Consider the following 23,609-nt stretch of genomic DNA (forward strand, 5'->3'; position numbering starts at 1 on the left):
AGGAAAAAGATCTTTGCTGTTAAAGGAATAATCAGCTTAAGTTGTTTCAAACGTTAATTTCCAACTACCATAAGTTCCCCACGGAAATATATTGGAAGAATAAGGCTCGTAATTCGCGTTGTTGCAAGACAATCCATATGCTATTCTTAATTGGTCTGAGATTCCGAGCGCATTCTAAATCAGGCACTTGGGGCGCACCCGCAGCAAGGTGCGCCCCATTTCATTTATGCGGATACCAAGCGCGTTCGCCGGAAAATAAACGGAAAGTTAAAATGCAATGACGTGGCTAAAAGGCAACGTTGTAATACACTGAAAAATACGTTTGGAATTCATGCGGTATTCTCCGCCGCTCAATAGCAACCGCTATTGGATTCAGGAGATATTCAATGAACAAATACGTATTGTCGGGCATCTCGCTCGCTCTTGCCGGCGCCGCGGGCGTCGCTCATGCACAAAGCTCCGTGACGCTGTACGGCCTGATCGATACAGGCTTGACCTACACCAGCAATTCGGGCGGCAGCAGCAACTTCCAGCAGGCGAGCGGCATTCTGAACGGCAATCGCTGGGGCCTGCGCGGCTCAGAAGATCTCGGCAATGGCCTGAAGGCAATCTTTGTGCTTGAAAACGGCTTTAATCTGTCGACCGGCAAGCTTGGCCAGAACAACCGCGAGTTCGGCCGGCAGGCGTTCGTCGGTTTGTCGAGCAGCCAGTACGGCGCCGTCACGCTGGGTCGCCAGTACGACAGCGTGGTCGATTATCTCGCGCCGCTTGCACTGAACGGCACGCAGTATGGCGGCACGCTCGCGTCACACCCTTACGACAACGACAACCTGAACAACTCGGTGCGGATCAACAACGCCGTCAAATTTCAGAGCGTCGATTACGCCGGCTTCAAGTTCGGCGCGTTATACGGATTCTCGAACGCAGCGGGCAGCTTCGCAGATAGCCGCGCGTACAGCGTCGGCGCGTCGTATGTGTTCGGCGGCCTGAAGGTCGCGGCGGGTTATCTGCAACTGAACGGCGGCGGTTCGTCGACCAACACCAGCGGCGCGGTTGCGACCGGCGACTCCACCTTCACGGCGGCGCGTCAGCGCACGTACGGCGCGGGTCTGAGCTATGCGTTCGGCCCGGCGAACGTCGGTCTCGTCGTGACACAGACGCAACTGAACGGCGCGAGCGCGATCGGTTCGTCGGCATCGGGCACGAGCAGCGGGTTGGCTTTGACGGGAGGCAGCGCACGCTTCACGAACTACGAAGTGAACGGACGCTATGCGTTGACGCCGGCGGTGTCGGTGTCGGGCGCGTACACGTTTACCGACGCGCGCCTTGACGGCGTGAGCCCGAAATACCATCAGGTCACGGTGCAAACGGACTACGCGTTGTCCAAGCGTACCGACGTCTATGCTGAAGCGGCATACCAGCATGTCGGCAGCACCGGCAACTCGGGCATTACCGCGGACATCGTCGGCGTGAGCGCTTCGTCAACCAGCTCGCAAGTGGTCGGCACGGTCGGCATCCGCCATCGTTTTTGAGCAGTCGCGTCCAGTGCCGCTGTAGCGGCACATTGCAAAAAGGCCCGCGATTTGCGGGCCTTTTTGCGTCGTCGAGCTAACGAGCACGTTGCTCAGGTGCCAAGCCAGCGCGCAATGAGCGGCATCAGCACGGGAACCACGAACGCGGTGAACACACCGTTGAGACCCATGCCGAGTCCCGCGAACGCACCCATTTGCTCGCTGACCTGAAAGGCGCGCGCCGTGCCGATGCCATGCGACGCAATGCCGAGTGCGAAACCGCGCACTTCGGGCTCGGCGATTTTCAGCGCGTTGAGAATGGCGCGGGCGAACACTGCACCGAATACGCCCGTTGAGATGACCAGTACAGCCGTCAACGACGGAATGCCGCCGATCTCGGTAGCGACGGCCATTGCAATCGGCGTCGTCGCGGATTTCGGTGCGAGCGACGCGAGCGTCTGATGCGATGCGCCGAAGAGCGCAGCCACCCCAATCGCGGAGAGTATCGCCGTTAGCGAGCCGGCGACGAGTCCGCCGATCAGCGGCAACGCAAAGCGGCGCAGCTTCGCCCATTGGCGATAGAGCGGCAACGCGAGCGCGACCGTCGCGGGGCCGAGCAGGAAGTGCACGAACTGCGCGCCCTCGAAGTAGGTGGCGTACGGAGTGCCCGTGATTTCGAGCAGCGCGACGAGCAACGCGACCGCGATCAGCACTGGATTAGCCAGCGGATTGAAGCGCGCCTTCGCATACAGCGTCTGGGCGATCAGGTACGCGATCAGCGTGATGGTCAGGCCGAGCAAAGGGCTCGCTGCGAGATAGACCCAGATTGCGCCGAGCTTTGGTAAGGCGGTCATTGTGCGGCCTCCTGGTCGGCGTCATCGTGCAACTGCCGGCGTTGCTGCCGGCGCATCAACGCGCGCGTGACGAGCGCGGCCACCGCAATCGCCAGAGTCGTGCTGACGGCAATCGACACGATCACCGCAACGGCGTCGCCGCGAATGCGGCTTGCCGAGACCATGATGCCGACGCCCGCTGGCACGAACAGCAGCGACAGGTGCCGCAACAGTTCGAGCGCGGTGGGTTCGATCGCATCGGCTGTTTGCGGACGCATCATGACAAAGCCGAACAGCAGCAGCATGCCGATGACGGGACCCGGCACCGGCAACTGAAACACGTAAGACACACCTTCTCCGAGGCATTGAAAAGTAAGCAGGGCAGCCAGCGCTGCAAGCATGTCGAACTCCAGCAGGAAACGGAAATGCGGCCATTGTGTACCATGCGGATAGTTCCGTGGTTCCCGTGAGCAGATTACGCGAGCCTTGCGTACAGAAAGTTCTTCATCAATGACTTGTTGCAGGACGACATCCATGCAGATCGAGCCGTTTCATATCGCCGTGCCTGACGATGACATCGACGATCTGCGTCGACGCATCCGCGCAACGCGTTGGGCGCCCGCTACGCCGTCTTCCGCGTGGCAGCAGGGTGTCGATTCGGAATGGCTGCGCGAGCTTGCCCACTATTGGGCTGGCCAGTTCGACTGGCGCGCGTCGGAACAGCGCCTGAACCGGCAGCCGCAATTCGTGGCCGATGTGCACGGACAGCGCGTGCATTTCCTGCATCGGCGCGGCGCGGGACCGGCACCTTATCCGCTTGTCGTTACGCATGGCTGGCCAGGCTCGTTCGTGGAGTTCGAGGCGTTGATCGAGCGGCTCTGCGAGCCTGCTGCGTTCGGCGGCGATCCCGCTGATTCGTTCGATGTGGTCGTGCCATCGCTGCCTGGCTTCGCGTTTTCGCAAGCGCCCGCGAAGCCCGGCATGTCCGCGTTTCAGGTCGCGGATCTCTGGGCCTCGCTGATGCGCGGCCTCGGTTATCAGCACTTCGGCGCGCAAGGGGGCGACCTCGGCGCAGGTGTGTCCGTTGCGCTTGCGGCACGGCATCCGCAGATGGTCGACGGTATTCACCTCAACTTCCTGCCTGGGTCGTACGAGCCCGCAATCGGAGCGGCGCAACAACCGTTGACGCCGGAAGAAGAAAGTTTTCTGCGTGAGAAGAACGAGTGGGTAGCGCTCGAAGGCGGCTACGCGCACATGCACACGACGAAGCCATTGACGCTTGCGGCTTCGCTGAACGATTCGCCGGTGGGGCTCGCCGCATGGATCGGAGAAAAATTCCGCGCATGGAGCGATTGCGAAGGCGACGTCGAACGGGTGTTTTCGAAAGACGAGTTGCTGACCAACATATCGCTCTACTGGTACACGCAAAGCATTGGCCCGGCGATGCAGATGTATTGGGAAAACCGCCTTCAGCCGATGCGTTTTGCCGATGGCCAACGCGTCGTGCCGCCCGTCGGCTTCGCGCGATTCCCGAAAGAGATCAGTCGCCCGCCGCGCAGTTGGCTGGAAAGAACCTTCAACGTGGTGCAATGGACCGACATGCCGGGCGGCGGCCATTTCGCGGCAATGGAAAAGCCGGACCTGCTGGCCGCCGAAATCCGCGCATTCTTCAGGCCGCTGCGGGCCTAACGCATTGAGCGATGCGCGAAGAGCCGCGCGCGCCTGTCGTGGCAGTTCATCAGATAGCCGCGCGGCAAGCCAGGCGCTGAATGTTCGAGGAGGCATGAGCCCCTCCGAGGTTCAGCAAGGCGGGTAGAACCGTCTGAAGACTCGCGGGCAGTGCGTCGGCGTAGCCGCCTGGTCCACACTTGTGTAGGTGGCCATGCGCGGCGCTATGCGGGCGATGCCTCATGAAAGCCGTGATAGCGAAAGTCGCGTGCGTTCACTGAATCATCGAGGCGGACGGCGGCGCCCACCGACAGCAGCGTCTCCACCGTCACACCGCGATTGGATACGAAAGTCCATTCTGCCGGCGTGAGTGGCGCATCAGGCATCGCGCGAATTCGCGCGAGAGCCGCGAGCAGTTGGCTGCTTCGCGGCGCATGAATGACAAAGCCTTCGTTTGCCAGCGCGGCATGAGTGATCGCCAACTCGTGACATAAGCGCATGCACAGCGGCGCTTCGTTTTCTGCCGTTCGGCGCGACAGTTCGACCAACTGCCGCGTCGTCTCGTCCACCAGCACACCGTGCCGCTGCAACGGCTTCTTATGCCATGCCTCCTGCGGACACGCCTTGCTTGCGGGCGTCAGCGAGACGAAAGGATTGATCTCCGCCGGATAGATGCGGCACACGAGCGGCCGCTCTTCATAGATGCCGCACAGCATGTCGGCGCGAAGATTGGGGCACGGACCCGCGAACGCAGCCGCGAGAATGATCGACACGCGCACGGGCAGCGAACCGCTTGCTGCGGGTGTCGAGCGCGCTTTTCTGTAGTCCGCTTGCGCGTTGGGCGGCTCGGGATCGGCCGGCCACGGAATCGCCTCGCAAATCAATTCCATCTGTCCGCCTCGCGCGAGCCAGTCGCTCGCCTCGGCCAATGTCAGCGGCAAGCTCAAATCGTGGCAGCACTTGCCGCAGGCGGTGCATTCGAAGTCGATATCGTCCACCCGAATTTCCTTTTGTTAGTTCGACGTTCGGCTTGGTCGCGCGAACGGCGAACATCTGACAGCGAGCCGCGGAAAAAAGTATCGAGCAAAAATCCTTGACACTGCTCGTTGAATCTGTATAGTTCACCACATGGTGAAGTGTCCTGTCAGTCAACTCGATCGTACGTTTTCCGCGCTGGTAGATCCGACCCGGCGGGCCATCCTCGCTCGTCTGGAGCGGGAGCCGGGACTTTCGGTCACGGAAATCGCGCGCCCGTTGCCGCTCAAGCTGCCGGCCGTCATGAAGCATCTCGATGTGCTGAGCGATGCTGGCCTCATAACGCGCGCCAAGCATGGCCGAACCGTGTCGGTCGATCTCGTTGCCGGCCCCATGGAAGAGGCCATGGCGTGGCTCAAACGCTATGAACGCTTCTGGACGGCGAGCCTCGACCGGCTTGCCGATTTTGTCGAAGGAGGAGAGTGATGCAGAAGCCCAGTTTGACGATCGTGCGCCGCCTCGAGGCGCCGCCGCAGAAAGTGTACGCAGCGTGGACGAGGCCGGAGTTGATGGCGCGCTGGTGGGGGCCTGACGCCGGTCCTGTGTTGAGCGCCGAAGCCGATCCGCGAGTGGGTGGCCGGTTTCGCGTGGTGTTCCAGACGCTCGACGGCGAAACGCATGACTGCCGCGGCGAATATCAGGAGGTCGAGACGGACCGTAAGCTCGTCTTTACGTGGGAATGGGTGACGTTGCCCGAGCGGCGCTCGCTTGTCAGCATCACGTTTCGTCCGATCGACGACGGCACGGAAATGAACTTCACACACTCGCAATTCTTCGACGAAGCGGCGCGCGACGGTCACGATGCCGGTTGGAAGGGCGCGTTCGAGAAGCTGGATGCACTGATTGCGGAACTCGGCAACACGGAACTTTGAAGAGGCAGCATCGAATGAAGTGAAACAGTACGGAGACGTCAAATGAAGCTTTACTATGCGGAATCGTTAGCGCCGCGCAAGGCATGCGCAGTGGCTAAATATTTAGGGTTGCCAATCGAATACGTCTAAGTCGATCTCGGCAAGGGCGAGCACACTGAGCCTGCTTATCTGGCGCTCAATCCGAACGGCAAGGTGCCGTGCCTCGTCGATGGCCAGAGGAGCATCTGGGAAGCGGACGCGATCATTTGCCATCTCGCGCAACGCGGGCAACCGCCGCTGTGGCCGCAGAATGCCGAGCAGCAGGCGGACGTGCTGCGTTGGCTAAGCTGGAATAGCCAGCACTTCTACCGCTACGGCGGCTTGCTTTACTTCGAACACCTGATCAAACCGGCCATCGGTCTGGGCGCACCTGACAGCGCCAAGGTCGCGGAAGCGCAAGGCTGGTTTCGCAAACATGCGGGCGTGCTGGACCGGCATCTGAAGGGGCGTAAATGGCTGCTTGGCGATCAGATGAGCATCGCTGACTTCTCCGTGGGCGTCACGCTGCCCTATGCGGCAAGCGCGAAGATGCCGCTAGACGAGTTCCCGGAGGTGATGCGCTGGCATGATCGGCTGAGCGAGTTGCAGGCGTGGCGCGATCCGTTTCCTTCGAGGCAGGCCCAGGCGGTTGCGGCCTGAGAACGTTCATGTGCTGAGAGATCGTTGCGCCGACGGTGATGTGTGCCACGTCACCGTTCGTGGCCCGGGTCAGCAATGCGCCGACTTGCGGCCATCTGTTCCGTGACCCACCCGCACACGACTCTTTCTTTTGCGCGGCGCTGAACTCAACAGCTAGTACAAAAATCGATTCACGATTCATTATCTGCATCCCGTCCGCCTTAGCACATCCGGCAATGAACAATAAAAAAGTTTTCCGTAGTCCAATCCGGAAAAACCGCTATTTAGAGTATTAACTCAGGTGGATTACATCACGCATCCAAGTCGCATACATCGCGCGGCAATTCAGGAAAGATTGTGAAAGGAAGTTGACACGATAACGTTTGCCAAACTAGGCTACGCACTGTCGTCGAAAACTGATCCTGGTTTCTGGTCCTGCTCGCGAGGTCCGGTGGTCGGCGCTTTGCCGGGCGTCGCCAAAACGTCGCAAATCGTGGTTTTGAAAGCTTTGTAATAGATAAGCATTTGAATCTGAAAATCAGCCAACTAGTGCTGAGGACGTAACGCGTCCATATTCTTATTCTGGCTAGCAATTCGGTGCTAGTGCGGGAGACCTTTGTCGCTGAAAAAAGAGAAACACGACTCAAGTGACTCAACGCACTTCTTTATACCGATATTGTCAGTCGAGGATTAAAATGCGTATAAATTTCCGATTGCAGGTGCAGTGCCTGGCGTTAGCCGGAATAATGGTAACGGCCGGGTGCGGTGGAGGAGACGGCTCCGCGTCATTAACGAGTAAATCCGCACAAGGGCCGGCGAGCGCATCCGAAGTCGCGCAGGTGCCGCCCGCCAGCGCGGTGCTTGCCGATACGTCGATCGACAAGACCGTGCAGCCCGTCGAATTGCCGAACACGGTCATGCCGGTCAACTACAAGCTATGGTTCCGGCCCAACCCGGCGCTGTCGTCGTTCGACGGTCGCGCAGACGTGCAGATCAAGGTGCTCAAGGCCGTCAATGCGATCACGATTGCAGGCCACCGCGTCAAGTTCACCAACGGCACCATCACGCTTCAGCCGGGCAACATCGCGCTGATCGCCACGCCGCAAGACGATGGCGACTTCTATCAGCTTCGGCCCGTGAGCGGTCAGATCGCCGCCGGTAACTACTCGCTCCACATGGAGTGGAGCGGCATTATCAACTTCAAGAGTTATGACGATCCGGTCGCGAAGACGGGCGGCAGTTGCGGCGACGATCACTATCCCGGCTGCTCGGCGGCGGAGGGCGTATTTCGCGTCGATCTGAAGGCGACCGACGGCACGACGAGCGGCGCGATCCTCACACAAGGCGAGTCGAATCTGGCCCGGCAATGGTTCCCGGGCTGGGACGAGCCGGCTTTCCGGCCCACCTACGAGGTGAGCGCGGAAGTGCCGCAGAACTGGAACGTCGTGTCGAACGCGGCGGAAAAGCCCGCGGTGAATGTCGATAGCGGCTACAAGCTGGTGTCGTTCGAAAAGACGCCGCCAATGCCTTCGTATCTGCTCTTCTTCGGCGGCGGCCAGTTCGACATTCTCGAAGACGACTTCACGAGTCCGCTGCCTGACGGCAAGGGGCTGCATCTGCGCATTTTCACGCCGCCGGGCATGCGGGACTGGGCCAAGCCGGCGATGCAGCAGACCAAGCAGGCGCTGGATTACTACTATCGCTACACCGGCATCCCATTGCCGCTCACGAAGTTCGACACGGTGGCCGCCAATGACGCCTTCAAGGAAGAGAAGGACCTGAACTTCGGCGGCATGGAGAACTGGGGCGCCATTCTCGAATTCGCGGACGACATCCTGCCCGCGCCGGGCACGACCATGTCCGACTATGGCGTAACCGTCGTCACGCACGAAGCGGCGCACCAATGGTTCGGCGATCTCGTCACGCTCGACTGGTGGGACGATGTGTGGCTGAACGAATCGTTTGCAACGTTCTTCGAAAACAAGACCAAGGTGCGTTTCTTCCCGGACCGCTTCAGCTGGGTCGACGACGTGAAGAACAAGTATGCGGTGATCAACGCGGACCTGAAATCGACCTCGTTTCCGGTGCAGCCGAACTTCAACGGCTGGGCGTCCAACGACTTCGTGCTGAGCGCGAGCGCGTTCACGTACGACAAGGGCGGCCATGTGCTGAAGATGCTCGAGAACTATCTCGGCGAGGAAACAATGCGCCGCGGTCTGCAACAATATCTCGCCGACTATTCGCTTGGCAACGTGACGCCGAAGCGTCTGTGGGACGAGTTGGCAAAGGCGAGCGGCGAGCCGATGGTCGCGATCGGCGACAGCTTCGTGCGGCAAACCGGCGTGCCGTTGATTTCGCTCGACACCCAATGCGATCTGACGACGAACCAGACCATCGTGACGCTGAAACAGTCGCCGTTCCCGAATCAGAATCAGTATCCGGGGACGCAGTGGACCGTTCCGCTGACGCTCGCTTATGGCGACGGTCTGACCTCGCGCAGAACGCTCGCGCTGAAGAACCCGCAAATGCAGGTGCGACTCGACGGCTGCTCAGCGGTGCTCGCCGATCCGAGCGGTCTCGACTACTACGTGACGAACTACAGCAACAACGCGTGGAGTCAGTTGCTCGCGCAGGGCAATGCACTGAAGGATCCCGTCCTGCTGACGAGTTTGCAACTCGAAGCGAAACTGCTGGTGGCACACGGTCTTGCGGACCCGTCGCGTGAAACGAGCATCGGCTCGTTCAGTTCCGCTAACGCCACGGTTGCCCGTCAGTTGCTGAAGACGCCGGCGCCGCCGACGCAGTCGCTGCGTCCGACGATCCGTTATCAAGGCAAACTGCGGCAAAAGGCACAAGGGCAGTAACGCGCACTAACCCGTGAAAGCCGGCGGCCAACATCAGGCTGCTGGTCGACGGCAGTACGGTGGCCCGCATCGTTCACGCGATGCGGGCCACTGCGCTTCGCGCGCGAGGTCGAGCATTAAGGCGTTAGGGCATTGGCGCATTAGCGCATTAGCGGCCAATATGCGCTTAACGGACAGGCAAGCGGTCCTTCCGGGTCATAGCGCAATTGCGCCGAAACCTCGCCAACCTACGCCACTTCTGCGGGCGCGCCATGACAAAGGTCGTGCGACCGCTTCGCGGCGGTTCCATGAGAATGGGCGACTCGTGCCCGCGCCGGGCGTGGCGATAAATATTCCTCCTTTAGTGGATCGCGCAACCATTCCGGCGCGGCTCGGCGACGCCGCCTGAGGCCGCGCACGCGCGGGCACGCGCCGGGCGTGCGCATGGTTCGCACGCAGGCGCGAAAATTGCGCAGTAGGTGGGCCCTGGCGCATTCTGCTGACCCGGTCCTCAAGGCTGGCGGCGCTTTGCGCCCGCTCGTACGTCAGTCGAAAGGCCACTGCGTTGTTGCAAATGCATGGGCATTGAACGATTTACCAGGTTTCCAGGCGAGAAAGCGCGCTGCCGAACAGCCGTCGGAAGCCGCGCCTCGCGTTGTTGTCGCTACCGGACGGGAGAGTTACATTCCTCCAGCAGCGTTTGCATCGACCGTGCGAAATTGTGAGACCTGAGCCTGATGGAGCGTCAGACGGAAGAATTGCGGAGCGTATTGCGATGTATAACGATCCCGACTTGCCTCCTGTTCACGGACATGGAGACGATGCACGCCTCGATAGCGGCGATGTCGAAGGAACAGGCGTGACGCCCCGCTTCGGACGCCTCGCGCTGTGCGTAGCGGCGGCGAGCGCGCTCGCGTTCGGCGTGGTGGGCACCGTGGCCTACGGCGTCTGGTTCAATAGCGACCAGCAGACCTATGCCGAGGCCATCGCGCGCGCGCGCCAGGCGTTGCGCATGCCCACGCCGAACAGCATGGCGTCGGCGCTCGCGAAAGCGTCCGCTCAAGCGGACACTGCGCTCGCGACCAGCGTGCAGGCTGCGCCGCCTTCGGCCGCTATCGTGGGAGCACCGCTCGTGACATCCGCGATCGTCGCCCCGGCACAGAGTCCTGCTACCGCCACGAGCTCGCCCGCGGACCCGATCGCGCTGCTTGATTTGCCGGCAGTCCCCGCGAAGTCGTCCGTGTCGACGAGTGCGGACAGTCGAAAGCCGTCGGTGTGGTCCGGACAGATCAGCCGTCCGCAGGATGAAGAGGAATTGCTCGCGGATAACGCCGAGGCTTTGCCGTCGAGCGCGGCAACCGCCCCCGCCATCTCGCCTCGCTCAATGCAACGTACCACCGGCGCTGCAGAACCGGCCGCGCCGCAACTGGCATCCACGCGTCCCGCGCGAGAAGCGAAATACGCGCAGCAGGAACGCCGCGCTTCAGCGACCAACCCACGGCGTAAGCCCAATCTGTTTGCAAGGATGGGCTCCTTCTTTCGACGCGTAAGCTATCGACAACATGGCAGCGGAAGTCAGCAAGACCTCTACTCGCATCCCTGAAGCGCTTTTCGCGTTGCCCCGGGAATCCGGCCGCGCCAACGGATGGCGCCTCACGCCCGGTCCCGCCACGGTCGCCGTGGCGTCGCTGCTGTGCCTGCTGATCGGCCTGCTGTATCTGGCATTGCAGATCAGAACGGTGTTCGCGGATCAGGTCAAACAGGAATATGCGGGCCTCGTGCTCGAAGCCGTCGAGCGAGCGGAGACGGCGCGTGCCCGCGTCGGCGTATGGGACCAGGTGCCTCACGCACACGATGCCGCAGCCGACGGCTACGGCCAGGCGCGTGCCGAACTGACACGGCGTCTCGCGTCGCTTGCCGCGCTCGTAAATGCCAGTCCTGCGAGTGCGCCGCGTATTCCATCGTCGGTTTTATTGCCCGATGCGACGCTCGCCGAAATGGACACGTTGCTCGGCGACGCGTCATCCTATTGGCACACGCAGCGCGATACGTATAGCGCAGACATGCGCAAGCGAGTCACGGGAGTCGCGCACATGCTCATCGCGGTGGCGGCGCTGCTTTTCTGCCTGCTCATCACGGCGCTCGGCATGTACGCCAAGCGCAACCGGCAGTTGGCCGGCCAGTCGCACGAATTCGAGCACGCGGCGCTGCATGATCCGATGACCGGGCTCGCGAACCGGCGCAAGCTTTTCGCCGCACTGGAGGAGGCCGCTGCCCAGGTGTCGATTGCGGCGAGTCCGCGCAAGATGGCCGTGCTGTATGTGGACCTCGACGGCTTCAAGATGGTCAACGATTCGCGCGGTCATCGCGTGGGCGATGAGTTTCTCGTCGCGGTGTCGCGGCGTTTTCGCGAATCGGTGCGCAGAGAGGACGTCGTCGCGCGCATCGGCGGCGACGAATTCGCAGTGCTGGTTCGCGAATTCGCCGAGCAGGACGAACTGCGCCAGATCGCGCAGCGCCTGATCGCTTGCGTGGCCCGCACCGACGAACAGATGGGCATGGGCATGGTCCGCGCGAGCATCGGTATAGCGAGCTACCCCGATCTCGTCGACGACTATTGCCGCCTCGTCGCTGCCGCCGACGAAGCGATGTACCGGGTCAAGCGAAGCGGCAAGGACGGCTACGCGTTTGCCTCGCGCGCGCCTTGAGGCGCGCACCTATAGGCTTCTTCGGAGCTTGGGCCAGGCGGCTGCGCCTTCACGGCATAGGCCATTTCATTACCGCCATTACCGCTATCACGCGGTCCGCGCCAACTCGCCCACACCCGCATTGAACGTTTCATCGCTGTGAATTCGCCGCGAGTTCGCCGAGGCTACCGTTCTTGCGCGGACAGGCGTCTTGCGAACGCCCGTATCGGGCAGCGCGGGGCGTGCGTCGACGAGATCCGCATATAGCGAAAGATAGTTCGCTGTCGACACTTCCCAGCCCGAGTCGCGGCTCATCGCGTTGCGCTGCAACGCATGCCACGACGACGGCCGCACGAACGCGGCCAACGCACGGCCAAGCGCATGCGCGACGTCGTGCGGATCTTCGCCGTCGAACAGGAAGCCGGTCGCGCAATCTTCGTCTCGCGCTTCGTGCGGCGCGTAATCGACAATCGTATCCGCGAGGCCGCCCACACGCGAGGCCACGGGAATCGTGCCGTAACGCATCGCATAGAGTTGCGTGAGCCCGCAGGGCTCGAAGCGGCTGCCGTGCAGCAGAATGTCCGCGCCCGCGTGCAGCATGTGCGCGCGCGGCTCGTCGTAACCGATCTGCACGCCCACGCGCGCCGGCCACGCGGCGGCCAGTTCCTGCATCGCATGTTCGAGCCCGCGTTCGCCTTGTCCGAGAATTGCGAACTGCAGACGCGGATGCTCTTCGAGCAGTCGGGGCAACGCGCGTATCACCACGTCGGCCAGTTTCTGTTCGGTGAGACGGCTGCCTATCGCGACGAGCGGCGCGAACGGGTCGCGCGTCAAACCGAATGCCTGTTGCAATTCGCGCTTGCACGCCTGCTTGCCGGCGGTGTCGTCGACGGAATAGGGGCGGGCGATGTACTCGTCGGTAGCCGGATTCCACACGGACGTGTCGATGCCATTGACGATGCCGCTCAGTTTGTGCACCTGTGCCTTCAGCACGCCTTCCATTCCGTGGCCGAAGTGCGGCGTGAGAATCTCGCGTGCATAGCGCTGACTGACGGTCGTAACGCGATCCGCGTGCACGATCCCGGCCTTCATCATGCTGAGCGAACCGTAGAACTCGATGCTGCGCTCGTCGGTTAGCGCCGGCGCGAGCAACTCCGGCGGCACGCCGATCCAGCCGCCCATCGCGAGCGGATGATTGCCCTGGAACGCGAGATTGTGAATCGTGTAGACGCTTTTCGCGGCGACGCCTGCGAGCCGCATGTAAAGCGGCGTGAGACCCGCATGCCAATCGTGCGCGTGCACGATGTGGGGGCGTTTCAGGTTGCGAACGCCGCGCGCGACGCGTGCGGCCGCTGCCGCGAGCGACGCGAATCGCGTGAGGTTGTCGAGATAATCGTGTCCTTCCGGGTCACGATATAAGCCTTCGCGCGCAAACAGGTGATCCATTTGAAGCAGCAGCACGGTCACGCCGCTATCGGGCATGCTGGCGCGCAGCAAACGGGCGTCGCCGCCGGGCAGGCCGGTCATGCGCGCAACGTGGGTAACATCGACGGCGCGCTCGAGGGCGTCCGGATACGCGGGCATCAGAATCGAGACGTCGACGCCGGCATCGCGCAAAGCGGCGGCATAGGCGCTGACCATGTCGCCGAGTCCACCCGACTTGGCGAGCGGGAGAGCTTCGGAAGCGACAAGTAGTACGTTAAGCGGCAAGGTGGCCCCCAAAGGACGCGTTTTGCACTTGTGCAGTGCGGCGGATTCACAGGGCCATCCAACAGCAAAGCATGTGCCCGGCGTCACCTCTGCGTTTGCAGCCTGTCCGCCGCCATGCTGCAGTGCGGGCCGTTTCCGCTCGACAGCGCCCGACTTATCTTCCAGGCGTTTTTTCACACAAATGTATTTTCGACCTCATGCCGCAGGGGCAATAAAAAAGCCGTCGCGCAAGGCGACGGCTTCAATAAGCGCAAGGCGCGCTCGAATCAATGTGCCGACGCGTGCGCATGCTCGACGCGCCCGCTTTGCGTCATCGCACTCACAATGACGAAGACGATGATGTTGACCGCCAGCGCGACGAAGCCGATGTTGACGTCTTTCAGCGCGTCGGGCAGGAACGGCATCAATTGCCCGATCGTCAGATGCATGGTCGTGGTGATCGTCACCACGGCGACGCCCGCGACAATGCCGCAGAATGCGCCCTGCTTGGTCGCCCGATTGCGCGGGAAAAGGCTGCAGATAACCGCGGGGAAGAGTTGCGTCACGAAGCTGTAGCCCATCAGCAGCAAGGCGACGATGGTTTCGCCGCCGTGCAGCGTGAAGGCGACCGCCACGAGCGCGACGACCGGCACGAGGATTCGCGCGAGATTGGCAACCGTGGCGTCCGTCGCGTTGCGGTTCACCATGCCGCGATAGACGTCGTTGGCGAGCAGCGTGGAAGCCGAGGTGAGAATCATCGAGCCCGGCACCAGCGCCGTTAGAATACCGGCCGCACCGATCACGCCGACGAACCAGGGGTCGAAGGTCTGCAACGACAGGCGGAACAGCGACAGGTCGATGTCGCCGCCCTTCAGACCCGGCACCTTCAGCGTCGCGGCAAAGCCCACGAAGAACACGAACAGCAGGATCAGCTGGTAGAGCGGCAGCACCATCGCATTGCGGCGGAAAATGCGCTCGTCCCTGGCGGTGAAGATCGAGCCAAAGGTGTGCGGCCACATGAAGAAGCCGAGCGCCGTCAGCAGCACGGTGGACTGAAACCACGTGACGCTCGAACCCTTGGCGGGGAAGGTCAGGAAGCCGGGACGGGCGGTGTCGATTGCACGGAACATTTCGCCGAGGCCGCCGTAGTAGTGCAGCGGCAGATAAATGCCAAGGAACAGCACGATCGCGAGAATCAGCAGATCCTTCACGACCGAGTTCCATGCCGAACCGCGCACGCCCGAGACGATCACGTACACGGTGACCACGGCGGCGCCGATCCAGATCGCAGCCGTCGAAGAGATCGCGCCATACGAAGCGGTTGCGACGATGATGCCCAAGCCCTTCAATTGCAGCACGAGGTACGGGATGAGCGCGGCCACGCCAACCAGCGCGACGAGCGTGCCGAGCGCGGGGCTATCGTACTTGCGGCTGAAAAAGTGCGGCTGCGAAACGAGATGGTGCTGTTTCGCGTAGCGCCAGATCGGCGGCAGCATCCAGTAGGAAAGAATGTATGCGAGCGTGCCGTACGCAAGAATGTAATAGACGGGCGCGCCCTTGCCATATGCAAAACCGCTGCCGCCAAGGAACGTGAAGGTCGTATAGATTTCGCCGGCCATCAGCAGGAACACGAAGGCGGTGCCGAAGCTGCGGCCGCCCACTGTCCACTGCTCGAGGCTCATGTCGTGCCCATGCTTCGCGCGCACGCCGAGAAAGAGCGCAAACAGCGTAATGGCTGCAATGATGACGAGTGCGCTCATGGTCGGACCTCCTCGCCGTCAGCGGCGACGTGACGGTTGGACGCGTCGAGCCGGTAGACGATCGCCATGATGATCGAGCTCAACACCACCCACGCGACGATCCAGCCCAGCACGAACGGCATGCCGAGCACAAGCGGCTCTACGCGGTTCACAAACGGGACACCGAGCAAAATGCCGATGAACGGCAGCGCGGCGAGTACACGAAGCAACATGGGGCAACTCCTCGAACTGTAAGTACGTCTCGTTGAAAGTGCGGCTTCGCTGGCGACTGTATGCCGGATGCTTCGGTCCCGTAAAGCAGGTCAAAAAAGTGTAGGCTTTCTGAAAGTTGCGGGCGCATCGATCGGTGCATCTACTGTGTGCTCGTGTTGCGTTGCAATGCGCGACATTCACGAGCGGACAGTGGGGTGCACCCAGCACACTCACGCCTTTCTCTCGGGTTCATATCGCGCCGCGCTATGATCTCGCCACGCAACGCGCGCAGGTCTGGAGCTTCGGCGCTTCAGTTCAACCACACGGCGCGGCGCACCAGTGTGCAGCAGTCGGAGTGCCTGGCCGCCGCTCGACACGGATCGCATATGGTCGAAAGTCTGATCTCGGACATTCTGTTCGGCTTTACCGGGCTGATCAGCATCATCAACCCGATCGGCATTGCTTTTGTCTTTCTTGACCGGACCGCCTCGCTGACCACCGAGGAACGCACCGCGCTTGCAAGAAAGATCGCGATCAATGTCGTGTGCGTGCTGCTGGTGGCGTTTTTCATCGGCACGCCCATTCTCCATTTCTTCGGCATTTCGATGCAGGCGCTGCGCATCGGCGGCGGCCTTGCGGTTGCGGTGGGCGGCTGGCAGATGCTGAATGCGCCCGACACACAGCCCGCCGAACAGCCGACCGTGAAGCGCGTGGATGCGGAAAACGCCAAGGCGAGAGCGTTCTTCCCGCTGACCATTCCACTGACCACCGGGCCGGGCTCGATTGCCACGGCCGTCGCGCTGACCGCGAACCGCACGCATAAGCTGTCGGAGTTCGTGCTGTCGAGCATCGCTTCGGTTGTGATCTCGCTAGCGGTTGCGCTGACCGTCTACCTGATCTACAGCCGTGCGGTCATTTTCGCGAGGTATCTCGGCACGGAGGGCACCAAGGTGGCCATGCGCGTTTCGTCCTTTTTGTTGTTGTGCATCGGCGTGCAGATCATGCTGACCGGCTTTTCGGAGTTCCTCATTCCCATCGCGACGATGCAGCCGGCGGTGAACCGGTAAACAATGCGGTACTCATGCCACGGGCTCGCAGTCGAGTGCATGGGTCGCAAAAGTCTATTGCGCCAAACAGGTAGTTAGGTAAACGCGCATCGCCTATAGTTCGGCGGCAATGCGTGTAGTTTTACAACATCGCGCATGCCTTCCCCATCTGGCAGCACCTGGCGTCGATATCCGTAGTACTTCGAGCGGTCCCGCAGTTCGCATTGCTTCATGCAGTGCTCATGCTTTGCCCCATACCGCGTCATACGAAACTACGCCGAGACAATGAGACTACACGCAAAACTGGTGGCCGCGCTCGCGGTGGCAAGTCCGCTCGCATATGGTCAAACGAGCGTAACGCTATATGGCCGTCTGGATGCGGGCGTCGAATATCTGAATCACATCAACAACGGGACGGGCGGAAGCTCGAACCGCTGGCGCGCCGAAGGCGGCGATTGGGGCACCAGCATGCTGGGTCTCAAGGGCGCTGAAGACCTGGGCGGCGGACTGAAAGCAATCTTCACACTGGAAACCGGTCTGCAGGTGATGGACGGCACAACGAGCGGCGGACGGCTCTGGTCGCGGCGCGCCTTCGCCGGACTCAGCAGCCAGCAATGGGGCACGCTGCAAGCGGGCCGTAATCTGTTTATCGACAGCGACGGCGTATGGGAATTCGATCCCTTCGTGCAGCAGGCGTTTGCGTCGGCGTCGCTCGTGCGGGGTCGCAACTGGCAGCAGACCAACAATAACGTCGAATATCACAGCCCGGTGTTCTGGGGCTTCGACGTGCAGGCGCAGTACGCCTTCGGCAATCAGCCGGGCGCGTTCAACAGCGGCGCGAGCGGCGAGTTCGGCCGCTCGGACGGCATCATGCTGAGCTACCATTCGCAGCTCTTCGACGTGCGCGGCATCTACGACGAACTGCGAGACAGCAACGGCCGGTTCTCGAACATCTTCCAGAGTTCGCGCGAGTACTTCGTCGGCGCGAACGTGCATTTCGACGCGGTAAAGATCCAGGGCGCCTATACGCATTACTCGGCGCCGGACTCACCGGTGGGCGTCGCCGATACCGCCGACCACTACTGGCTCGGCGCGACGTACAACTTCCAGCCGCGCTGGGCCGTGACCGCGGGCGGCTACTACGTGAAGGTCGGCGACGGCAGTGGCGACGCGGCGCACGATCCATCGGGCCACGCCATGATGTATGTGCTCGGCACCACGTACAACCTCTCGAAGCGCACATTCCTATACGGCACGGTAGGTTACGTGCGCAACAGCAGCAACGCGAACTTCTCGCTCGAAGCCTCGCCGCGCGATGCGACCAGCAACACGAGCCCGCTCGTCGGCGAATCGCAAACGGGCGCTTATGTCGGCATGCTGCATCAGTTCTGACGCGCCGCCTGATAGGCAGGCAGCGGCGCGAATAGCGCATCGAGCGGCGCGAATGCGCCAATGAGCATCGACGCTTTCATGCGTTTCATGCGCTTCACGCGGATCGGAGCCGCCTCCACGACGCCGTTACCGCTCCGACTTCGATTGCCGCTAACGCCGCCGTTGCATCGCGCATTGCCCGACAGTCGCTCCACTGCACCGTTGAGCGGCTCCGGCGTCGCCTTTTCGTTAATCGCATAGCCACACGCTTCATTTCAGTACCGGCATCACCGTATCGACAAGTTTTGAACAACGCCTCACAAGGGATAAGAACATTGACTCCACAAGACTCTCTCGGCGAACGCGCCGCGAGCGGTGAGCCGTCGACCATGACGCGCCGCCGCTGGCTTCAGGGCGCGCTCGCGTTGACGGCTGCAGGCCTGACCGGCTCGCTCACGCTCAAGGCGCTGGCCGACGACTCGTCGTCCGCTCCCATCGATACCTTCATGACGTTGTCGCAATCGCTGACCGAAAAGTCCGCGCTCGATCGCGACGTCGGCACACGGCTTCTTGGCGCACTGCAGAAGTCCACGCCTGAACTCGCGCAGCAATTGCCGAAGCTCGCGGGTGCGCTCGCCGCCGGTTCCGCCGACGCCGCTCAACAAGCGCTTGCGTTGAAGATCGTGGAAGCCTGGTATCTCGGCACCGTCGATGATGTCGTCATTACTTACGAGCAGGCACTGATGTTCGGTGTCGTATCCGACACGCTGATCATCCGCTCGTACTGCCCGAACAAGCCCGGCTTCTGGGCCGCAAAACCCGTCGAGAGGCAAGCATAAGCATGGCCGATAAACAACAGAGCGCTGAGCAAGCCGATATCGTCGTGGTCGGGTCGGGGGTCGCCGGGGCGATCGTCGCTCATCAGATGGCGCAGGCCGGCAAGTCCGTGATCCTGCTCGAAGCCGGGCCGCGCATGCCGCGCTGGGAGATCGTCGAGCGCTTTCGCAATCAGGCGGACAAGATGGATTTCACGGTCCGCCTAACAATTATCTGATCCTCAAGGGCGAGCACAAATTCAACTCGCAGTACATTCGCGCGGTCGGCGGCACGACATGGCACTGGGCCGCGTCCGCATGGCGCTTCATGCCGAACGACTTCAGGATGAAAACCGTCTATGGCGTGGGCCGCGACTGGCCGATGCAATACGAGGAGCTGGAGCCGTACTACCAGCGTGCCGAAGAAGTACTCGGCGTGTGGGGCCCGACTGACGAAGAACTCGGCTCTCCGCGCAGCCAGCCGTATCCGATGGCGCCGCTGCCTCTGTCGTACAACGAGCAGACCATCAAGAGCAAGCTCAATGCGTTCGACTCGCGTTATCACGTCGTGACGGAACCGGTTGCGCGCAACAGCCGTCCGTACGATGGCCGCCCGACCTGCTGCGGCAATAACAACTGCATGCCGATCAGTCCGATCGGCGCGATGTACAACGGCATCGTGCACGTAGAGAAAACCGAGCAGGCCGGTGCGAGGCTGATCGACAACGCGGTGGTCTACAAGCTCGAAGTCGGCACGGACAAGCGCATCACGGCGGCCTTGTACAAAGACGCGCAGGGCAACGAGCATCGCGTGGAAGGCAGGTATTTCGTGCTCGCCGCGAACGGCATCGAGACGCCGAAGATCATGCTGATGTCGCAGAGCCACGACTTTCCGAACGGCGTCGGCAACAGATCCGACATGGTGGGCCGCAATCTGATGGACCATCCGGGCACGGGCGTCACGTTTTACGCTGATGAAAAACTGTGGCCCGGCCGCGGCCCGCAGGAAATGACATCGCTGATCGGCTTTCGCGACGGCGCTTTCCGCTCGACCGAAGCGGCCAAGAAAATCCACCTGTCGAACCTGTCGCGCGTCGACCAGGAGACGCAGAAGATTTTCAAGCAAGGCAAGCTCATCAAGCCCGCCGAACTCGATGCGCAAATTCGCGATCGCTCGGCGCGCTTCGTCGAGTTCGACTGCTTCCACGAAATTCTGCCGCAGCCGGAAAACCGCATCGTGCCGAGCCGCACCGAGACCGACGCGATCGGCATTGCACGGCCCGAGATCACTTATCGCATCGACGACTACGTGAAGCGCGGCGCCGCGCACACCCGCGAGGTTTATGCGAACGCGGCGAAGGTGCTGGGCGGCAGTGAGATCCAGTTTAACGACGATTTCGCGCCGAACAACCACATCACGGGCGCAACGATCATGGGCCGCGATCCGCGCGATTCCGTGGTCGACAAGCATTGCCGCACGTTCGACCACCCGAATCTGTTCATTTCGAGCAGCGCGACGATGCCGACTGTCGGCACCGTCAACGTGACGCTGACCATCGCCGCGCTGGCACTGCGCATGGCCGACCAGTTGAAGAAGGAAGTGTGAACGTGTTGAAGAAGACTTTTTTCGGGCTGCTGGCGGGCGCCTTCGCTTTATCTTCGGCGCTGCCCCTTTGCGCATTCGCGCAGGACGCACAAGCGGTGGACGGCAACGACGCGGCGTTGATCAAACGCGGCGAATATCTCGCCACCGCCGGCGATTGCATGGCCTGTCACAGCACCGCGAAGGGCAAGCCTTTCGCGGGCGGACTGCCGCTCAAGGTGCCGATGCTCGGCACGATCTATTCGAGCAACATCACGCCTGACCCGCAAACGGGTATCGGCACCTGGTCGCTCGAAGACTTCGTCCGCGCGCTGCGCAAGGGCGTTTCGAAGGACGGCCACAACCTTTACCCGGCGATGCCATATGTTTCCTACGCGAAGGTCAGCGACGGCGACGTGAAGGCGCTATACGCGTACTTCCGCTACGGCGTCGCGCCGGTGCAGCAGGCCACGCGCGCGAGCGACATTGCATGGCCGCTCAACATGCGCTGGCCGCTCACCGTATGGAACTGGATGTTCCTGAAGGGCGGCCCATATCAGGCGAAGCCGCAGCAGAGCGCCGAGTGGAATCGCGGTGCGTATCTCGTGCAGGGGCTTGCGCATTGCAGCACGTGTCACACGCCGCGCGGCTTCGCGATGCAGGAGCAGGCGCTCGATGAAACCGGCAGCGGCTTCCTCGGCGGCTCGGTGCTCGCGGGGTGGGATGGCTACAACATCACGTCGTCGCCGGGTAGCGGCATTGGCGGATGGAGCCATGCGCAGCTCGTGCAGTATCTTCAAACGGGCAGTGTGCCTGGACTCGCGCAGGCAGCGGGGCCAATGGCCGAGGCGGTCGAGCACAGCTTCTCGAAGATGAGCGACGCTGACATCGGCGCGATCGCGACATATGTGCGCACGGTGCCGCCGGTCAACGACGGCGGCGGTCAGGGCGGTTCGCAATCGCGCAGCGCGTGGGGCAAACCGTCGACCGACGTGGCGCGCCTGCGAGGCGTCGCGCTAAACGACGGCGCGCTCGATCCAGCGCGGCTCTATCTGGGCAATTGCGCGACGTGTCACCAGGCGAACGGCAAGGGCACACCGGACGGCTACTATCCCCCGTTGATGCATAACTCGACGGTGGGCGCGTCGAGTCCCGGCAACCTGATGCAGGTCATTCTGCACGGCGTGCAACGCAAAGCCGCAGGCGACGACGTCGGCATGCCGGCGTTCGCCGCAGCCCTAAACGACGCGCAGATCGCCGCGCTCACGAACTACGTGACGACGCAATTCGGCAACCCCGCGGCCACGCACGTGGGCGAGAAGGACGTCGCCCGACTGCGCTGAGCGTTACCGCATGGCCGTCTCGTCGCGCGAGCCGTCACGCGGCCCGCATCGGCGGCGGCTTCGCGGGCGGGTCGCCTTCCGGCGCGGCCGGCGGCAACCCGCCCGGGTCGTCGTCGGGCGTCGCGGGTGGATCGGGATCGATGTTCGGGGGCGGCGGCGCCTCCGGGTCGACCTCGGGCGGCATCGGCGTGTGCATGACAAACGCCGCCCCGTCATGCGAGTTTGAACCAGCCATCGTTACCTCCAACGTTTCTCTCATCATGCGTGCAACGCGCATGTCCCTTGGTCCCCAATCGCCCTTCGCGTAGTGCCTTTCGCGCGTGGAACGGCCATTGCTATGTTCCATCACGCGCAATGCACCGAGCATTGCGCAGTTAAGCATGGGGGTGCTCGTCGAGCATCGCAAGGGATGGGGAATACAGAAATGGCGCGACATAAGGCCGACGTTGCTGACGACGATTTCGAGATTTTCGCCAGCTATCACGGAACAGGCGACGGCCGTTACGTAGGTGGACTGAAGGTCGTCCGCAGAGCCGACCGGAGGATTCTTTTTCCGTTCGACGGTGCGCCGGAAATCGGGCCGTACGAGACGGCCGACGAGGCGCGCCGTGCCGCCATCGAGTACGGCAAGCAGATCGTCGCCGCCGACCGCAAATCGCCGGAACGTTGACCGCGGCGCGCCTGCGCTCGTCAAGGCATTCCACCGAGCGACGGCGAGATCGTGCTGCCGCGATTCGGATCGTCGGGATGTTCGTCGGGTACGGTGGGCCGCGCCGACAGCGGCGGATGATTGCGATAGCAGGTGTCGATCGAATCGTTCACTACGCACTGCGCGAACGCGTCGGCGTCGCTCTTTTGCGCGAACGTATAGAGCGTTCGCTCGACCTGCACTTCCGTGTCGGATAAGCGAATGGTCGTCATTGTCATGAAGTGCTCCTTTTTACAAAGACGAGTCCGAAGCTTCAGTCCAACCGACGCAATGCACGTGCCCACTTCGCCGATGTCTGCGCCGCTCCTGAGCCGTACAGGGGAGGCGCTTGGTTTGCGGCACGGTGGCGTCCGGCGGGGTCCGTATGTTGCTTCATTCACGAGGTAGCCGATAAAAGGAGAGCGATATGCAGCCCGACACACCCAGCGAGAATTCCGGCGCTCCCGAGGTTTCGCCGGAAGTGAAAGAACGCAACAAGCCGAGCGGCGCGCAATACGTGGAGCCGAGTCCGCTCGGCATCGAGCCGGTCACGCAGACCGGGGTCGACCAGCAAACCAATCCGCAGCGCTCGAACGAGCATCCCGAGCAGACCGCCGAGGTACCGCTCGGCACCGGCACGCACGGCGAGCCTGCGGGCGGCGGTGGCCGTGCGTCGCACAAGAATTGATGCGGTCAACAGCGAACGGAGAGACACATGCAACAGGACAACCAACCCCTGAACCCCGGCGATGAAGCGCCGCCCGACGCACCCGGCGTCGGCGAGGACATCTGCCCGGCTTGCAAAGGAACCGGCAAGGTAGAGGAAGTGCAGTGCACCGTGTGTGGCGGCACCGGCAAGGTGTTGCAGGGCATCGGCGGCGGTTGAGTCGTTTGCTTGGGCGTCGCGGTTTTGAACGCATGGCAGGGCAGGCCTGGCCCCGTGGGGCCGCGTTGCGCACGGCTAGCCGCCTCGCGGCACCAACCGGGCCAACGCCATGCCCCCGGGGCGGGCGCGCT

Annotated in this window: 23 protein-coding genes and 2 pseudogenes; 17 read left to right on the forward strand and 8 right to left on the reverse strand. The window is 62.2% G+C overall.

Annotated elements, in window-relative coordinates; genetic code table 11:
• Positions 1-386: 386 nt before the first annotated feature.
• The gene (locus tag RW095_RS21125) at positions 387-1,532 is read left to right on the forward strand and encodes a porin (RefSeq protein ID WP_317018127.1); all 1,146 of its coding nucleotides are present in this window, start codon (positions 387-389) and stop codon (positions 1,530-1,532) included.
• Positions 1,533-1,624: 92 nt separating this feature from the next.
• On the opposite strand, the gene RW095_RS21130 is transcribed toward RW095_RS21125, so the two are convergent.
• Both RW095_RS21130 and RW095_RS21135 read right to left on the reverse strand, forming a co-directional pair.
• On the reverse strand, positions 1,625-2,365 hold the full coding sequence (locus tag RW095_RS21130; protein ID WP_128586119.1) for an LrgB family protein: 741 nt from the start codon (positions 2,363-2,365) through the stop codon (positions 1,625-1,627).
• The gene (locus RW095_RS21135) at positions 2,362-2,745 is read right to left on the reverse strand and encodes a CidA/LrgA family protein (RefSeq protein WP_317018129.1); all 384 of its coding nucleotides are present in this window, start codon (positions 2,743-2,745) and stop codon (positions 2,362-2,364) included. Before RW095_RS21135 ends, RW095_RS21130 begins: the two co-directional genes overlap by 4 nt.
• A 133-nt stretch (positions 2,746-2,878) precedes the next feature.
• Between RW095_RS21135 and RW095_RS21140 the strand changes: the two genes are divergently transcribed.
• Positions 2,879-4,033: an epoxide hydrolase family protein gene (locus RW095_RS21140; RefSeq protein WP_317018130.1), complete on the forward strand. Its 1,155-nt coding sequence runs from the start codon at positions 2,879-2,881 to the stop codon at positions 4,031-4,033.
• Between the two features lie 203 nt (positions 4,034-4,236).
• Here the strand turns inward: RW095_RS21140 and RW095_RS21145 are convergent, their stop codons facing one another.
• Positions 4,237-5,010 (reverse strand): YkgJ family cysteine cluster protein, encoded by a 774-nt coding sequence (locus tag RW095_RS21145; protein ID WP_317018132.1) that lies wholly within the window; start codon positions 5,008-5,010, stop codon positions 4,237-4,239.
• 130 nt (positions 5,011-5,140) lie between these two features.
• Between RW095_RS21145 and RW095_RS21150 the strand changes: the two genes are divergently transcribed.
• The 7 genes and pseudogenes from RW095_RS21150 (at position 5,141) to RW095_RS21180 (ending at position 12,127) form a co-directional block, all read left to right on the forward strand.
• Positions 5,141-5,473 (forward strand): ArsR/SmtB family transcription factor, encoded by a 333-nt coding sequence (locus RW095_RS21150; protein WP_128586123.1) that lies wholly within the window; start codon positions 5,141-5,143, stop codon positions 5,471-5,473.
• Complete coding sequence (locus RW095_RS21155) at positions 5,473-5,919, forward strand: SRPBCC family protein (protein WP_317018134.1); 447 nt, start codon at positions 5,473-5,475, stop codon at positions 5,917-5,919. Before RW095_RS21150 ends, RW095_RS21155 begins: the two co-directional genes overlap by 1 nt.
• A 141-nt stretch (positions 5,920-6,060) precedes the next feature.
• Positions 6,061-6,171 (forward strand): annotated as a pseudogene (locus RW095_RS21160) (glutathione S-transferase family protein); the annotation flags it as partial.
• 24 nt (positions 6,172-6,195) lie between these two features.
• Complete coding sequence (locus RW095_RS21165; protein WP_394365160.1) at positions 6,196-6,597, forward strand: glutathione S-transferase family protein; 402 nt, start codon at positions 6,196-6,198, stop codon at positions 6,595-6,597.
• Between the two features lie 674 nt (positions 6,598-7,271).
• Positions 7,272-9,440, forward strand: a complete 2,169-nt coding sequence (locus tag RW095_RS21170; protein WP_317018136.1) for a M1 family metallopeptidase — start codon at positions 7,272-7,274, stop codon at positions 9,438-9,440.
• A gap of 754 nt (positions 9,441-10,194) precedes the next feature.
• Positions 10,195-11,022 carry a hypothetical protein gene (locus tag RW095_RS21175; protein WP_317018137.1) on the forward strand — a complete coding sequence of 276 codons (828 nt, stop codon included), beginning with the start codon at positions 10,195-10,197 and terminating at the stop codon, positions 11,020-11,022.
• Complete coding sequence (locus tag RW095_RS21180; protein WP_317018139.1) at positions 10,982-12,127, forward strand: GGDEF domain-containing protein; 1,146 nt, start codon at positions 10,982-10,984, stop codon at positions 12,125-12,127. The genes RW095_RS21175 and RW095_RS21180 overlap by 41 nt, the downstream gene beginning before the upstream one ends.
• An 87-nt stretch (positions 12,128-12,214) precedes the next feature.
• Here RW095_RS21180 and glgA read toward each other — a convergent pair whose 3' ends face one another.
• The 3 genes from glgA to RW095_RS21195 all read right to left on the reverse strand — a co-directional run bounded on the left by glgA (position 12,215) and on the right by RW095_RS21195 (position 15,767).
• Complete coding sequence (glgA, locus tag RW095_RS21185; RefSeq protein ID WP_317018141.1) at positions 12,215-13,816, reverse strand: glycogen synthase GlgA; 1,602 nt, start codon at positions 13,814-13,816, stop codon at positions 12,215-12,217.
• A 266-nt stretch (positions 13,817-14,082) separates the two neighbouring features.
• Entirely contained in the window at positions 14,083-15,555 is a 1,473-nt protein-coding gene (locus RW095_RS21190) for a sodium:solute symporter family protein (protein WP_317018142.1), read from the reverse strand.
• Positions 15,552-15,767: a DUF3311 domain-containing protein gene (locus RW095_RS21195; RefSeq protein WP_020067872.1), complete on the reverse strand. Its 216-nt coding sequence runs from the start codon at positions 15,765-15,767 to the stop codon at positions 15,552-15,554. The genes RW095_RS21190 and RW095_RS21195 overlap by 4 nt, the downstream gene beginning before the upstream one ends.
• A gap of 366 nt (positions 15,768-16,133) precedes the next feature.
• On the opposite strand from RW095_RS21195, the gene RW095_RS21200 reads away from it, so the two are divergent.
• From RW095_RS21200 to RW095_RS21220, 5 genes and pseudogenes are all read left to right on the forward strand, one after another.
• On the forward strand, positions 16,134-16,814 hold the full coding sequence (locus RW095_RS21200; protein ID WP_128590829.1) for a MarC family protein: 681 nt from the start codon (positions 16,134-16,136) through the stop codon (positions 16,812-16,814).
• Between the two features lie 264 nt (positions 16,815-17,078).
• Positions 17,079-18,185 carry a porin gene (locus RW095_RS21205; protein WP_317018145.1) on the forward strand — a complete coding sequence of 369 codons (1,107 nt, stop codon included), beginning with the start codon at positions 17,079-17,081 and terminating at the stop codon, positions 18,183-18,185.
• Between the two features lie 368 nt (positions 18,186-18,553).
• Positions 18,554-19,003: a sugar dehydrogenase complex small subunit gene (locus RW095_RS21210; RefSeq protein WP_317019922.1), complete on the forward strand. Its 450-nt coding sequence runs from the start codon at positions 18,554-18,556 to the stop codon at positions 19,001-19,003.
• Between the two features lie 2 nt (positions 19,004-19,005).
• A pseudogene (locus tag RW095_RS21215) lies at positions 19,006-20,585 on the forward strand (GMC family oxidoreductase).
• A gap of 2 nt (positions 20,586-20,587) precedes the next feature.
• A complete protein-coding gene (locus RW095_RS21220) occupies positions 20,588-21,904 on the forward strand; it encodes a c-type cytochrome (protein ID WP_394365112.1) in 1,317 nt (438 codons plus the stop codon).
• Between the two features lie 34 nt (positions 21,905-21,938).
• On the opposite strand, the gene RW095_RS21225 is transcribed toward RW095_RS21220, so the two are convergent.
• Positions 21,939-22,139, reverse strand: coding sequence for a hypothetical protein (locus RW095_RS21225; protein ID WP_317018147.1), 201 nt, complete (start codon positions 22,137-22,139; stop codon positions 21,939-21,941).
• Between the two features lie 189 nt (positions 22,140-22,328).
• Here RW095_RS21225 and RW095_RS21230 point away from each other — a divergent pair, with 189 nt between their 5' ends.
• Positions 22,329-22,574, forward strand: coding sequence for a DUF6723 family protein (locus RW095_RS21230; protein ID WP_317018148.1), 246 nt, complete (start codon positions 22,329-22,331; stop codon positions 22,572-22,574).
• A 20-nt stretch (positions 22,575-22,594) separates the two neighbouring features.
• Here RW095_RS21230 and RW095_RS21235 read toward each other — a convergent pair whose 3' ends face one another.
• A complete protein-coding gene (locus RW095_RS21235) occupies positions 22,595-22,831 on the reverse strand; it encodes a hypothetical protein (protein ID WP_128596885.1) in 237 nt (78 codons plus the stop codon).
• Between the two features lie 188 nt (positions 22,832-23,019).
• Here RW095_RS21235 and RW095_RS21240 point away from each other — a divergent pair, with 188 nt between their 5' ends.
• Both RW095_RS21240 and RW095_RS21245 read left to right on the forward strand, forming a co-directional pair.
• Positions 23,020-23,280: a hypothetical protein gene (locus RW095_RS21240; protein ID WP_128586164.1), complete on the forward strand. Its 261-nt coding sequence runs from the start codon at positions 23,020-23,022 to the stop codon at positions 23,278-23,280.
• 27 nt (positions 23,281-23,307) lie between these two features.
• Complete coding sequence (locus tag RW095_RS21245; RefSeq protein WP_020067861.1) at positions 23,308-23,478, forward strand: hypothetical protein; 171 nt, start codon at positions 23,308-23,310, stop codon at positions 23,476-23,478.
• Positions 23,479-23,609 lie beyond the last annotated feature (131 nt).

Origin of the sequence: Paraburkholderia kirstenboschensis (assembly GCF_032806925.1) — a bacterium.
In the GTDB taxonomy this organism is placed as follows: domain Bacteria; phylum Pseudomonadota; class Gammaproteobacteria; order Burkholderiales; family Burkholderiaceae; genus Paraburkholderia; species Paraburkholderia kirstenboschensis.